We start from the raw sequence: 13,250 nt of genomic DNA, 5'->3' as shown, positions 1-13,250 counted from the left end.
CAGCTCGGGCCGCGGGTGGGTTGGGGGTGGTGCACGGGTCGGAACGGGATGGTGCGAGCGGTGCAGGGAGTACGGGACGTGCAGGCGGTGCAGGGCATGAGGGGCGTACGCGACCCGGGCGGCCGCGACCCGGGCGGCCGCGCGCCCGGCGCTCAGGCGCGCCAGGCGGACACCACCGCGAGCGCCTGGCCCGGGTTGAGCCGCGGGTCGCACAGGCTCGTGTACTTGTCGCCGACCCGGGCCAGCCCGGCCGCGTCGTCGGCGCACTCGGTCACGTCGTCGGGGGTGGTCTCCAGGTGCAGGCCCCCGGCGGCGGCACCCTCCGCCCGGACCGCCCGCTGGAACGCCTCGACCTCCCGGACCAGGTCCGGCACCAGCCGGGTCTTGAGCCCGTCCGGCCCGGCGACGGTGTTGCCGTGCATCGGGTCGCACAGCCAGACCACCGGGTGGCCGGCCGCGTGCACCGCCCTGACCAGGCCCGGGAGGACCTCGGCGACGCGGTCGGCGCCGAGCCGGGCGATCAGGGTGAGCCGGCCGGGTTCCCGGCCGGGGTCGAGCAGGGCGCACAGCCGCAGCAGCTCCGCCGGGGTGGTGGTCGGACCGACCTTGCAGCCGACCGGGTTGACCACCGAGGCCAGCAGGGCGACGTGCGCGCCGTCCGGGTCCCGGGTCCGCTCGCCGATCCACGGGAAGTGCGTGGAGGCCAGCAGCGGGCGGCCCCGCGCGTCCCGGCGCAGCAGCGGCAGCTCGTAGTCCAGCAGCAGTGCCTCGTGGCTGGCCCACACCGGCGGACAGGCGACGGACGGGTCGCCCGGGGCGAGCCGGGACAGGTGGTCCAGCACCCGGCGGGACGCCTCGTAGCCCACCGCCAGCCGGCGCGGATCGGGGGTGCGGCGGACCGGGTCGGGTTCCGGGCCGTTGACCAGGTGCCCCCGGTAGACCGGGAGTTCGACGCCGTCGCAGAGCTCGGTGGGGCTGGAGCGGGGCTTGGCGAACTGGCCGGCGATCCGGCCGATCCGGAGCACCGGGCGGTGGGTGGTGAGCTTCAGCCGCCCGGCCAGCAGGTCGAGCAGCGCGGCCTTGCGGGCGGTGTCGCCGGCGGTGCACTCCTGCGGGTCCTCGGCGCAGTCGCCCGCCTGGAGGACATGCGCCTCCCCCCGCGCGACCCGGCCGAGCAGGGCCCGCAGCCGGTGCACGTCGGCGGCCGCGACCAGCGCCGGACGGTCGGCCAACTCCTTCTTCGCGGCGGCGAGTTCGTACGGATCGGGCCAGTCCGGCTGCTGCCCGGCGGGGCGGTCGGCGAGCTGTCCCAGGAGCAGGTGGTCCACTGACGTCTCCCTCCCGGACCGGCGGGGCCCCTACTGGTCGGCGAGGCCGCCGAGCAGTCCGGCCACCCGGACCACCCGGCGGGCCTGGAACTCCACGGCGGCGATGTTCTCCTCGTGCACCTGGCCCGGCACGTTCCGGGACACCGCGCTGGCCCCGTACGGATTGCCGTTCTGCGGGCGGAACAGCACCGGGTCGGTGGAGCCGGTGGCCAGGATCAGCGAACCCCAGTGGCAGAAGGCGTTGTGCAGCGCGAGGATCGCCGTCTCGTGGCCGCCGTGCGGCGCGGAACCCGAGGTGAACGCGGACACCGCCTTGTCGGCCAGCCCGCCCGGGATCGACAGCGGCGCCGTCGCGTCGACGAACCGCAGCACCGGCGCGGCCGGCAGGCCGAACCGCACCGGGGTGCCGATCAGGATGCCGTCCGCCCAGGCCAGGTCGTCGATCGTGGCCACCGGGACGTCCGCGGTGCGGTCCCGCAGCTCCCGCGCGGCCTCCTCGGTGCCCGGTACATAGGTGTCGTCCGGCAGGTCGGCGATCCGGCGCAGCCGCACCTCGGCGCCCGCCTTCCCGGCGGCGTCGGCCGCCGCCCCGGCCAGCCTGGCGACATTTCCGGTGGAGGACCAATAGATGACGGCAATGGTGGTCACAGCGGTGAACTCCTCGGTGACGTGGGCGCGTTCCACTGATCGTTGACCGTGGACGGCCGACCGGCCAACGGAGTTCCCGGCACTACGTCAGGTGGGGCCGCACTCCATCAAATACTCGGCGGCCAGTTCTCCGGGCACCCCGCAATGACCATGCCCGGCATTGACCCCCGCCCGGCCGGGCATTGACCCGGAGCCGACCTGACATTGACCGGGGCACTCACTTTTCCGGGCACGAATTGCTGCCTATCCTCGGCCACGGCACCGTTTTCGGTCCGTCACAGAGCCGAGGAGCAGTGATCCCGCAGTGAAGAAACCGCCGGCCGCCGACCCCAGAACCGGAGACCTGCGGCCGCTGATCGCCGAGGGTGTCTCGCCCTGGCTGGACGGGATCAACCGCGGCCTGGTCACCTCGGGCCTGCTCGGCCGGCTGATCGACCGCACCGGTCTGCGCGGCGCCACCACCAATCCCGCCCTGCTGACCGGTCCGATGCGCCACGACCCCGTCTACGACGAGCAGTTGGCCCGGCTGGCGGAGCACCACGTCTCCCCGGAGGGCTCGGTCTGGGCCGCCACCGTGCACGACCTGCGGCTGGTCTGCGAGGAGTTCCTCGGCGTGCACCGCGCCACCCACGGCCACGACGGCCTGGTCTCGGCCGACCTGGACCCCCGGCTGGCGCACGACGCCGCCGCGACCGTCACCGAGGCCGTCGAACTGGCCCGCGCCGTGGACCGGCCCAACCTGCTGGTCAAGATCCCGGCCACCGCCGCCGGCCTCACCGCGATCCGCGACTGCGTCGGCCGCGGGCTCGGCGTGCACGCCACCGGGCTGTACTCGGTGCGGCGCTACGGGCAGGTGGTGGACGCCTACTTCGACGGCCTGGAGCAGGCGCTCGCGGCCGGCCTCCCACTGGCCGCGATCGCCTCGGTGGCCTCGCTCCCGGTCGGCCGGGTGGACCGGGAGATCGACCGGCGGCTCGCCGCGACCGCCGGCCCGGACGCCGCCGCGCTGCGCGGCCTCACCGCCCAGGCGGCAGCCCGGCTGATGTACCGGGCCTACGAGGAGCGGCTCGGCGACGGCCGCTGGCGCACCCTGCGCGCCTCCGGGGCCCGCCCGCAGCGGCTGCTGTGGACCGACTCGGCGCTGGGCGGGGCCGCCGCCCAGGCCCGGTACGTGGCCGGGCTGGTCTCCTGGGGCACCGCGCACGCGATGACCAGGCCGGTACTGGACGAGGCGGTCCGCAAGCTCCGGCTGGAGGGCGACACCCTGCTCGGCCAGTACGAGGCGGCCCGGGCGGTGCTGGACCGGTTGGGCCGGCTCGGCATCGACTACGGCGCGGTCGCCCGGCGGCTGGAGGAGCAGAGCGTCCCGCTGCTGGTCGACCACTGGCTGCGCCTGCACGCCGCCGTCGAGGGGCGCCCGGCCGCCCGGCCCGGCGATCAGGAACCGGCCCGACTCCCCCTCCGCTGAACCCGACTTCCCTGCTGTCGAATCATCCTGATGATCCGTCACTGGGGCACCAAGGGCCCCGCCCGGACGGCCCGGACCTGTTCTTGACGGGAACAACCGCCCCCGCATACCTTCCGGATTGCAGGCCGTCACGCACTCCTTCCGTTCACGGGGTCCGGGCGCGTCTCGTGGATCCAGCCCGGACGAGGCCGCGGCGTCGGGGTGCGTGCACCGCAAGGCGGAGGTAGCGGCACCTCCCGGCCACCGGGCTGGGGGCGGAGCCGCTGCGATGGGGGCACCTCCCGGCCGCAGGGCCGGGGCGCGCGTGCCCTGGGGGTACCTCCCGGCCGACGGCCGGGGGAGCGTCGCGGACCAGGGCCGATCCACACGACACGCCCCAGGGGGAGGGAAGGTCATGACGCGACGGTCCGCCGACTCAATCGCGTTCAACGTCCTGGAACTGCTGGCCAGCGAGGCTCCGGCCGCCCAACTGGCGGAGCTGGTCGAGCAGGCCCGGCGGAGCTGCGAGTCCGCCCCGGAGCGGGAGGCGATCTGCCGGATCGAGCAGCTCGGCCTGTCCATCCGCTCCCGGTCCCAGCAGCGGCGCCGCCGCGAGGCCGGGCTGGCCGCGCTCGCCGACACCGCCCGCGACCTGGCCCTGCCCTACGAACTCGACAGCCTGCTGCGGGTGATCACCCGCCGGGCCCGGCTGCTGCTGGGCGCCGACCTCTCCTGCCTCACCACCGCCGAACCGGCCGGCGGCGACAGCGCCCCCGGACCGGTCCGGATCCGCACCACCGACGGCCCGAGCGCCTCGCTGCGGGTCGGCCTGGCCGTCCCCGACGGCTTCGGCCTGGGCGGCGGCGTACCGGCCGACCCGGGACCGTTCTGGACTCCGGACTTCCTCGTGGACGAGCGGATCCGGCGCAGCCCGGTGGTCGACGGGGCGATCCGCGCCGAGGGGCTGCGCGCCGTGATGGCCGTCCCGCTAGGCCACCGCGCCCGCCCGTTCGGCACCCTGTACGTCGCCGAACGCGCGGTGCGCTACTTCACCACCGACGAGATCTCGCTGATGGCCGCGCTCGGCGACCTCGCCGGGGTGGCGATCGAGAAGGCCCGGCTGCTGGAGCGCGCCGCCCGGACCGCCCCCGCCGCGGCGACCCCGGCCCGCAACGACGACCCGGCCGCCCCGGCCGGCGCCGCCGACCCGGCCGCCGAACTCGCCGAGGCCCACCGCGCCCTGGTCGACCTGGCGCTCTCCGGCCGCGACCCGCACGCCCTGGTCCGCGACGCCGGCCGCCGGCTCGACCTCGGCCTGCGGGTGTACGCGAGCGACGGCACCGTGCTGGCCTCGACCGGCGAACTGCCCGAACTCGACGGGCCGACCGTGGTCGCCACCGCCGTCGACACCCATGCGGCCGGCCGGCCGGTCCGGCTGGCCGGGCCGCTGTGGGCGGCCCCGGTCCGGGCCGGCTCCACCGATCTGGGCACCCTGCTCGCCCGGCCGACCGGCCGGCGGGCGGACCTGGCCGCGGAGTTCTGCCAGAGCATCGCCCAGGCGGTCGCGGTCGCCCTGCTGCTGGAGGGCCAGCGCTCGGCCGCCCCGGTCCGCCACGTCGGCGACGAACTGCTCGACGAACTGCTGAGCAGTCCGCAGCGCCCGCCCCGCCAGCTCGACGTCCGGGCCCGCCGGCTCGGCATCGACCTGTCCGCGGCGCACGTCCTGGTGGTCGCCCGGCCCGAGGGCGAGGCCCAGGGCAGGACCGCGACCTGGGCCGGGCTGTACGCCCACCGGATGAGCGGCCTCAAACGCGTCCACAACGGCCGGGCGGTGCTGCTGCTGCCCGGCAGCGACCCGGGCCGGGCCGCCCGCGCGGTCGCCGAGGAGCTCACCCCGCTGCTCGGCCTGCCGGTAACGGTCGGCGCGGCCGGTCCGGTCAGCGATCCGACCTCGGTCTTCCACGGCTACCAGGAGGCGCTGCGCTGCCTGGACGCGATGACCTCGCTGGGCGCGGTCGGCCGCGCCGCCTCGGCCCGCGAACTCGGCTTCGTGGGCGTCCTGCTGGCCGACAACCACGATGTCGAGGGGTTCATCGAGTCGGCGGTCGGCCCGGTGCTCGACTACGACCGGCAGCGGCTGACCGAGCTGACCCGCACCCTCCAGGCCTGGTTCGACACCGGCAACAGCCCGACCCACGCCGCCCAGCGGCTGCACGTCCACCCCAACACGGTGGCCCGCCGGCTGGAGCGGATCGGCGAACTGCTCGGCCCGGACTGGCTGAAGCCCGAGCGGTCCTTCGAGATCCAGCTCGCGCTCCGGCTCAGCCGGGTGCGCCGCACCCTGCTCGACCGGGTCGCCCGTGCCGACCCCGGCCGTCCCGGGGACGCGGCGGGCGACCCGACCGGCGACCCGACCGGCGATCCGACGCGCGACCCGACGCGCGACCGGTGGGGCGGTCCGACCGGCAGCCCGACCGACCGCCCGGACCGGACCGACCGGACCGGCCCCGCCGGCTGACCCCGCCGCGCCGCTACAGCTGGACAGTGCCCCGGTACAGCCGGTCGGCATCCCGGTACAGCCGCTCGCCACCTCAGTACAGCCGGTCGTCGCCGCGGGCCAGCACCGCGACCGCGTGCGCCGCCGAGGCCAGGGTGATGTGCCGGTGCCAGCCGCCGAACGAGCGGCCCGCGAAGTCCCGCACCCCGACCCGGTCGGCGGTCCTGGTGAAGTCCAGGTCCACCCGGTCGGACAGCCGGGCCAGCCGCACCAGCGCCGCCACCGGCAGATCCACCAGGTCGGTCAGCCACAGCTCGGCCGGCCAGCGCCCGCCGGCCGAGCCCATCCCGAGCAGCAGCAGCTCCCCGCCGCCGCCCCGGCCCCGGCCCTGGCGGGCGGCCCCGGGCCCGGCCGGACGCACCCGGACGGCGGCGACCAGTCCGCCGCGCAGCTCGCCGGACGGGTCGGACCAGACCACCGGCCGGCGCAGTTCCCGGGCCGCGGTGAGCAGTTGGCAGGCGGGCCCCGGTCCGGCCGGGTGGCCGGGCAGCGGCGCGACCGGCCGCAGCGGGAACGAGCCGGAGATCCGGGCCAGCATCGGCAGCCGCTCGCCCCGCATCCGGCGCACCAGCCGCAGCCCGTCGGCGTCCCTGGCGTCCGCGACCACCGGGCGCACCGGCAGCCCCCAGCGGGCCGGCAGGCCGAGCACCGCCTCCAAGGCGCAGTCGCCGAGGCTCTCCGCGTCGACCTCGTCGGGTATCAGCGCCTGGCTGCGCCTCGGCGCGTCCTCCAGCCAGGTCCGCGGCAGGTGCAGCCGCCAGTTGACCGGGCCGCTGAAGCTCTCCGACGCGGCCCAGACGCCCACCGCCTGCTGGGCGTTGAGCACCTGGCCGAGGGCCGGGATGAAGCGGCGGTCCACCCCCACCGAGTGGTCGCCGGCCTTGGGGACGACCATCGGCCGCAGCACGTAGGCCTGCGGCGGGGCGATCCGGGCGAGGTGCTGGGCCAGTGCCTGGCGGACCGGGCCCCAGTCCCAGGTGGAGCTGGTGATGAAGTGGTGCAGGCTCTGCTCGGCGGCCGGGCCGCCGACCACCGTGGCGATGTTGCGGATCGACTTGCGTCCGCGTGCGCCCAGCAGCCCGCGCAGGTACTGGGCGCCCTTGCGCCGCTGGTCGCTGCGCGGCAGCGAGGCGAACAGCACGCCGCACAGCTCCTTGAGCAGCACCTCGTGCGAGGCGTCGAGCAACTGCGCGTCCTCCGGCGGAGCCTGGGGGTCCGTCGGCAGGGTTCGGGTCATGGCCGGGCCGCTCATCGGTCCCCCTCGAATGGCGGATGACTGCGCCGTGCTCACGCTAGGGCGCGCGCCCCGCTCCGCTAAGGTGCGCGGCCCACCCGTCCGGCGCGGACGGTGGTGGCCCGGCCACCGGGGTCCCGACCGCCGGTGCGGCGGGTCCGGATTCCGGTGTGCCGGGCCGGTGCCCGGTCAGGCGGTGAAGTCGGCCACGTGGTCGCGGGCCCACTCGGCGAAGGTCCGGGCGGGGCGGCCGGTGAGCTGCTCCACCGTGTCGGACACCTCGGTCGGGACGCCGTCGGAGTTGGCCCAGTAGCCGACCACCGCGTCCATCACCCAGATCGGGACGATCGGGGCGAGGGCCTCGCGCGCCTCGGCGTCGGTCAGCTCCTCGAACTCCAGCGGCCGCCCGAGCGCCTCGGCCAGGTCGGCGAGCTGCTCGCGCTGGGTGATCGACCGGGGGCCGCTGATGAAGTACGCCCGGTTCTCGTGGCCCTCGCCGGTGAGCGCCGCCACCGCGACCGCGGCGATGTCCTTCTCGTGGATCGCGTCGCTGTGCGACTCGGGGTACGGGAAGCGGATCCGCCCCTCGGCCCGGATCGACTCCGGCCAGCCCCACATCAGGATGTTGGTGGCGAAGTTGTGCGGCCGCAGGAAGGTGTACGCGATCCCGGAGGCGAGGACGGCGTCCTCGACCGCGCGGTGCATCTCCACGATCGGCTTCTGCACCGGGAAGGCGTCCACGACGGTCTGCGAGGAGAGCACCACGACGTGCCGCACGCCGGCCTCCCGCGCCGCGGCGAGGAAGCCCGCCGTGCCCTGCGGCACCGCGTAGAGGAACACCTTGTCGACGCCGGCCAGCGCCGGGCCGTAGGTGTCCGGGTCGGTGAGGTCGAGCGCCGCGGCGTCGACCGGGGCGGGCGGTGCCAGCTTCTCCGGGGTCCGGGCTCCGGCCCGGACGTCGGCGCCGGCCGCCAGCAGCTGCGCCAGCACCTCGGCGCCGACCTGGCCGGTCGCCCCGGTGACGAGGATCTTGCCCATGGGTACGGCTCGCTTTCGAAGGTGGGAGGTGGGAGTCAGGAGGTGGGAGCGGGGCCGGCCGGCTTGCGGCGCGGTGAGGAGAACCGCTTGGTGATCGGTGCCTCGACCAGCCGGTAGAGGATCCAGGAGAGCAGCACGGTGACGCCGATCGCGAGCAGCAGCAGGCCGATGCCCTCGGGCGTCGAGTACAGCTTGGTGCCGAGCAGGTCGCGCATCTCGGTCAGCACGATGAAGTGCAGCAGGTAGAAGGCGAAGGAGATCTCCCCGAGCCAGGTCATCGCCCGGTTGCGGAAGGGCGTGAACCGGCCGTCCCGGTCGGCTATCGCGGCGGAGGCGACCAGCAGCGCGATCGGCACCACGGTGGTGACCCGCTGCGCGTACAGGTAGGGCACCCAGCGGGTGGCGACGTAGCCGGCCACCAGGAGCAGGCCCGACCACACCATGCCGATGTCGCGCCAGCGGCCGGAGCGCACCGCGAGGGCGACCAGGATGCCGAGCGCGAAGTCCAGCAGCCGCACCGGCGGGAGCACGTAGGAGAACCAGTACTGCACCACCGAGGAGTCGTAGCCGCCGGGGACGCCAGGGGTGTCGGGCAGCACCAGGTAGGCCAGCGCCGGGGTGGCGACGATGGCGGCGACGGTGCCGCCGATCCAGAGGAACAGCCGCTCCGGCCGGATCCGCCGCAGCGCCCGGTGCAGCAGCGGGAAGGAGAGGTAGAAGACCAGCTCGGCGCCGAGCGACCAGCTCGGCGGGTCGACGCTGAAGTAGGTGTTGAAGTCGGGTATCCAGACCTGCAGCATCAGCAGGTTCAGGACGGCCGTGCGGACCGGGGTGTAGGAGCCCGCGAAGAAGATCATGGCCAGCGCCCAGGCGACCACGTAGTTCGGGACGATCTTGACCATCCGGCGCCGCCAGAAGCCGGTGGCGGTGTCGCCCGGGCGGGCCGACCAGGTGAGCACGAAGCCGCTGAGCACGAAGAAGAACGCCACCCCGAGGCCGCCGGCCTGGTCGGCGAGGTCGACGAAGCGGAACTCGGTGCTGTCGTCGGCGAAGAACCGCAGGGTCGGGATCGGCAGGGCGGCGTGGTACGCGAAGACCGCAAGGGCGGCGGGGAAGCGCAGGCCGGTCAGGGACGGCAGACGACTGGCGGAGGGCTGCGTCGTCCGCGCTCCGCTCCCGCCGGCGGGTCTCGGTCCCGGCTGGGCGAGGAGTCGGTCGGTGGCCATGTGGTTCCGTCCTTGGGTGTCGAGCGGTGGGTCGGACCAGTAGCAGGCCGTCCCGACCCGGAGGCCAAGTAAACTACTCCGTGCAGATGAGAGATTGCACCGATCGGTGTAGCATCTATGTCAGGTCGGGGGACACCCCGTCCCCGTCCGGCTTTCCGCCCGAGACCAGGGAGTTGACGAACGATGCCGCGATCCGCCGCCGCCCGTCCGCGCCTCCCGCAGGATCGGCCCCATGCGTGCAGCGTTCATCCCGAGGCTCGGACCGGCGTCGGACATCCGCTACGGCGAGGTGCCCGAGCCGGTCCCCGGGCCCACCGATGTCCTGGTCGACGTGGCCGCCGTCTCGGTCAACCCGGTCGACACCTTCGTCCGCTCGGGGCTCTTCCGGACCCCCCTGCCCTTCCCGTTCGTGATCGGCCGGGACCTCGTGGGCACCGTGGCCGGGGCCGGCCCCGGCGCCCCCCGCTTCGCCCCCGGTGACCGCGTCTGGACCAACAGCCTCGGCCACGACGGCCGCCAGGGCGCGGCAGCCGAACGGGCCGCCGTCCCCGCCGACCGGCTCTACCACCTGCCCCCCGGCGTGGACCCGACGACGGCCGTCGCCGTGGTCCACCCCGCCGCCACCGCCCACCTCGCCCTGTTCACCCACGGCGGGCTGCGCACCGGCGAGACCGTGCTGGTCGGGGGCGGCGGCGGCAACGTCGGCGGCGCCCTGATCGTGCTCGCCGCCGAGGCCGGCGCCCGGGTGGTCACCACCGCGCGGCCCGCCGACGCGGAGCACTGCCGGGCCCTCGGCGCCACCGAGGTCCTCGACTACCGCGCCCCCGACCTGCCCGACCTGGTCCGCGCCGCCTGCCCCGGCGGCATCGACCTCCACCTCGACACCTCCGGCACCAACGACCTCACCACCGCCGTCGACCTGCTCGCCCCGCGCGGCCGGATCGTGCTGCTCGCCGGCGCCCGCTCCCGCCCCGAACTGCCCGCCGGACAGCTCTACATGAAGGACGGCTCGATCCGCGGGTTCGTCATCTCGCACGCCTCCGGCGCCGAACTCGCGGACGCGGCGGTCACCGTCAACCGGCTGCTCGCGGCCGGCCGGCTGCGGCCCCGGGCCCTGGAGGTCCGGCCGCTGAGCGCCGCCGCCGAGACCCACCAGCGGCTGGAGAAGGGCGAGTTGAACGGCCGCCGGGTGGTCCTGACGACGCCCGGCCGGTAGCCGCCGAACGCCACAGCTACGCCGCCCCGTCCCCCGTCCGCTCCCCGACGCCCCCGACGCCCCCGACGCCCCCGAAAGGCTCCCCATGTCCCCGTCCGCCGACGCCGAGCAGACCGCCGGGCCACGCCGTTCGGGCCTCCTGCTGGCCCTGCTGGCGTTCGCCCAGTTGATCGTCTCGATCGACTACAACATCGTCTACGTGGCGCTCCCGGAGATCGGCAGCGGCCTCGACTTCTCCGCCCAGAACCTGCAGTGGGTGGTCAGCGCCTACGCCGTCGCCTTCGGCGGCTTCCTGCTCTTCGGCGGCCGCGCCTCCGACCTGTTCGGCCGCCGCCGGATGTTCGTGCTCGGCCTGCTGCTCTACGCCGGCTCCTCGCTGCTCGGCGGCCTCGCCAACACGCCCGGCCTGCTGATCGCGGCCCGCGCCCTCCAGGGCCTCGGCGGCGCCTTCCTGTTCCCCGCCACCCTCGCCCTGGTGGTGCTCAGCTTCACCGAGGGCCGCGAACGCAACCGGGCGCTCTCGGTCTGGGCCGCCGCCGGCGCCAGCGGCATGATCATCGGCTCGCTGGCCGGCGGGGTGCTCACCCAGGCCTTCGGCTGGGAGGCGGTGTTCTACGTCAACGTGCCGCTGGCCGGCGGCGCCGCGCTGCTCGCCCCCCGGCTGATCGGAGCCGACGGACCGCGCGACGGATCCCGCTCGTTCGACCTGCCCGGCGCGCTGACCGCCACCGCCGGGGCCACCCTGGTGGTCTTCACCCTGGTCCAGGGCCCCGCCTCCGGCTGGACCTCGCCGACCGTGCTCACCACCGCCGTGCTCGGCCTCGGACTGCTCGCCGCCTTCGTCGCGATCGAGTCCCGGACCGCCGACCCGCTGATGCCGCTGCGGCTGTTCCGCAACCGCAACCTGTCCACCGGCGTGCTGACCACCTTCCTGTTCATGGCCAGCTTCGGCACCCTGCTGTACTTCCTGACCGTCTACTTCCAGACCGTGCACGAGTACAGCGCGCTGCGCACCGGCGTCGCCTTCCTGATCCCGATGGTCTGCGGCTTCGTCGGCTCCATGCTGGGCGGCCGGCTCGCCACCCGGTTCGGCGCCCGCAACACCCTGATCGCCTCCTACCTGCTCGGCGCGCTCGGCACCGCCGCGACCGCGCTGACCATGGCGCCGGACGGCAGCTACGTCGCGCTGCTGCCCGGCCTGGTCGTCCTGAGCCTGTGCCAGGGCGTCATCTTCACCACGATGTTCTCCGCCTCCGCCACCGGCGTGCACCCCTACGAGCAGGGCATCGCCTCCGGCATCGTCTCCACCGGCCAGCAGGTCGGCAGCGCGGTGGGCCTCGGCATCCTGGTGGCGATCGCCAACGCCGGCACCGACGGCCTCACCGGCGAGGCCCTCCGCTCCGCCACCACCGACGGCCTGCGCACCGCCGTCCTGGTCGCCACCGGTGGCATCGTCGCACTCGTCCTGGTCGCGCTCGGCTTCGAGCGCGCCCCCCACCGGGCCGCGGCCGCCGCCGAGAACGCCTCCGCCAAGAGCCTCGCCTGACCCCGACGTTCCCCCGCACCTCCCCCCGCCCCTTCCCCACTCCCGAGGAGAACCACGTCATGCCCTTCGTCGCCAGCCCCAGCGCCCGCGTCTCCTACACCGTGGAGGGCTCCGGCCACCCGCCGCTGGTCTTCGTGCACGGCACCGGCTTCGGCGCCGGGGGCACCTTCGGCCACCTCACCGGCGACTTCACCGACAGCCGCACCGTCCTGCTGCCGGACTTCGCCGGCTGCGGCGACACCGAGGACGACGGCCGCGAGCTGACCCCCGAGCTGCTGGCCGAGCAGATCGCCGCCGTGATCGAGGCGGCCGGCGACGGCCCGGCCGACGTGGTCGGCTTCTCGCTCGGCTCGGTGGTCGCCGCGACCCTCGCCGCGCTCCGCCCGGAGCTGGTGCGCAGCCTGGTCCTCACCGCCGGCTGGAGCCGCCCGGACGACGCCTACCTGCGCAACCACATGACCACCTGGCGGGCCATCAGCGGCGACGCCGAGGCCTTCGGCCGGTTCGGCACCCTGACCGCGTTCAGCCGCGACCACCTGAACTCGCTGGAGCCCGACGCGCTCGAGGGCATCATCAAGGGCAACGAGCCCACCGAGGGCGCGCTGCGCCACATCGACCTCAACCTGAGCGCCGACATCCGCCCGCTGCTGCCCCGGATCACCGCCCGCACCCTGGTGATCGGCTGCACCCAGGACGCCACCGTCCCGGTCGGGCTCTCCCGCGAGCTGGCCGACGCCATCGCCGGCAGCACCTACGCGGAGATCGACAGCGGCCACGTGGTCGTCTACGAGCAGGGCGCCGAGTGGTCCCGGCTGGTCCGCGAGTTCGTCCTCCAGGAGGGCTAGAGCTTTGCCGAGGCGACTTTGCAAAGAGTGACTTTGCAAAGTCCTGGCGCACTTTGCAAAGTCACCTCGGGACTTTGCAAAGTGCGCGCGGGCTCCTCCCCGGTCCCGCCCCGGCACCGCCCCGGCACCGCCCGGTCCCGCCCCCGGTCCCGCCCGCCCCGGGTG

At 75.1% G+C, this 13,250-nt stretch carries 10 protein-coding genes; 5 read left to right on the top strand and 5 right to left on the bottom strand.

Annotated elements, in window-relative coordinates; translation table 11 throughout:
• Positions 1-152 precede the first annotated feature (152 nt).
• Both BI06_RS10375 and BI06_RS10370 read right to left on the bottom strand, forming a co-directional pair.
• Complete coding sequence (locus BI06_RS10375; protein ID WP_043467139.1) at positions 153-1,328, bottom strand: 3-deoxy-7-phosphoheptulonate synthase; 1,176 nt, start codon at positions 1,326-1,328, stop codon at positions 153-155.
• Positions 1,329-1,358: 30 nt separating this feature from the next.
• The gene (locus BI06_RS10370; protein WP_030392249.1) at positions 1,359-1,976 is read right to left on the bottom strand and encodes a flavodoxin family protein; all 618 of its coding nucleotides are present in this window, start codon (positions 1,974-1,976) and stop codon (positions 1,359-1,361) included.
• A gap of 304 nt (positions 1,977-2,280) precedes the next feature.
• Between BI06_RS10370 and BI06_RS10365 the strand changes: the two genes are divergently transcribed.
• Positions 2,281-3,444, top strand: coding sequence for a transaldolase family protein (locus BI06_RS10365; RefSeq protein WP_051740621.1), 1,164 nt, complete (start codon positions 2,281-2,283; stop codon positions 3,442-3,444).
• A 394-nt stretch (positions 3,445-3,838) separates the two neighbouring features.
• Positions 3,839-5,941 carry a helix-turn-helix domain-containing protein gene (locus BI06_RS10360; protein ID WP_063794948.1) on the top strand — a complete coding sequence of 701 codons (2,103 nt, stop codon included), beginning with the start codon at positions 3,839-3,841 and terminating at the stop codon, positions 5,939-5,941.
• 73 nt (positions 5,942-6,014) lie between these two features.
• Here BI06_RS10360 and BI06_RS10355 read toward each other — a convergent pair whose 3' ends face one another.
• The 3 genes from BI06_RS10355 to BI06_RS10345 form a co-directional block, all read right to left on the bottom strand.
• Complete coding sequence (locus tag BI06_RS10355; RefSeq protein ID WP_233290088.1) at positions 6,015-7,217, bottom strand: transposase; 1,203 nt, start codon at positions 7,215-7,217, stop codon at positions 6,015-6,017.
• Positions 7,218-7,403: 186 nt separating this feature from the next.
• Positions 7,404-8,252 (bottom strand): NAD(P)H-binding protein, encoded by an 849-nt coding sequence (locus tag BI06_RS10350; RefSeq protein WP_030392253.1) that lies wholly within the window; start codon positions 8,250-8,252, stop codon positions 7,404-7,406.
• Positions 8,253-8,287: 35 nt separating this feature from the next.
• A complete protein-coding gene (locus BI06_RS10345) occupies positions 8,288-9,478 on the bottom strand; it encodes an acyltransferase (protein ID WP_030392254.1) in 1,191 nt (396 codons plus the stop codon).
• 232 nt (positions 9,479-9,710) lie between these two features.
• Here BI06_RS10345 and BI06_RS10340 point away from each other — a divergent pair, with 232 nt between their 5' ends.
• From BI06_RS10340 to BI06_RS10330, 3 genes are all read left to right on the top strand, one after another.
• A complete protein-coding gene (locus BI06_RS10340; protein ID WP_043467136.1) occupies positions 9,711-10,694 on the top strand; it encodes an NADPH:quinone reductase in 984 nt (327 codons plus the stop codon).
• 85 nt (positions 10,695-10,779) lie between these two features.
• Positions 10,780-12,240, top strand: coding sequence for an MFS transporter (locus BI06_RS10335; protein ID WP_051740620.1), 1,461 nt, complete (start codon positions 10,780-10,782; stop codon positions 12,238-12,240).
• A 59-nt stretch (positions 12,241-12,299) separates the two neighbouring features.
• Entirely contained in the window at positions 12,300-13,085 is a 786-nt protein-coding gene (locus tag BI06_RS10330; protein ID WP_030392257.1) for an alpha/beta fold hydrolase, read from the top strand.
• Positions 13,086-13,250 lie beyond the last annotated feature (165 nt).

Source organism: Kitasatospora sp. MBT66 (genome assembly GCF_000710405.2).
Lineage (GTDB): Bacteria > Actinomycetota > Actinomycetes > Streptomycetales > Streptomycetaceae > Kitasatospora > Kitasatospora purpeofusca.
Note: the sequence above shows the minus strand (reverse complement) of the source record. Positions and strands in the feature narration are given on the sequence as shown.

Excerpts from the sequence above, each read along its gene's own strand:
- BI06_RS10360 (WP_063794948.1), top strand. The coding sequence starts at position 3,839 with ATGACGCGACGGTCCGCCGACTCAATCGCGTTCAACGTCCTGGAACTG.
- BI06_RS10355 (WP_233290088.1), bottom strand. The coding sequence starts at position 7,217 with ATGACCCGAACCCTGCCGACGGACCCCCAGGCTCCGCCGGAGGACGCG.
- BI06_RS10350 (WP_030392253.1), bottom strand. The coding sequence starts at position 8,252 with ATGGGCAAGATCCTCGTCACCGGGGCGACCGGCCAGGTCGGCGCCGAG.
- BI06_RS10345 (WP_030392254.1), bottom strand. The coding sequence starts at position 9,478 with ATGGCCACCGACCGACTCCTCGCCCAGCCGGGACCGAGACCCGCCGGC.
- BI06_RS10340 (WP_043467136.1), top strand. The coding sequence starts at position 9,711 with ATGCGTGCAGCGTTCATCCCGAGGCTCGGACCGGCGTCGGACATCCGC.
- BI06_RS10335 (WP_051740620.1), top strand. The coding sequence starts at position 10,780 with ATGTCCCCGTCCGCCGACGCCGAGCAGACCGCCGGGCCACGCCGTTCG.
- BI06_RS10330 (WP_030392257.1), top strand. The coding sequence starts at position 12,300 with ATGCCCTTCGTCGCCAGCCCCAGCGCCCGCGTCTCCTACACCGTGGAG.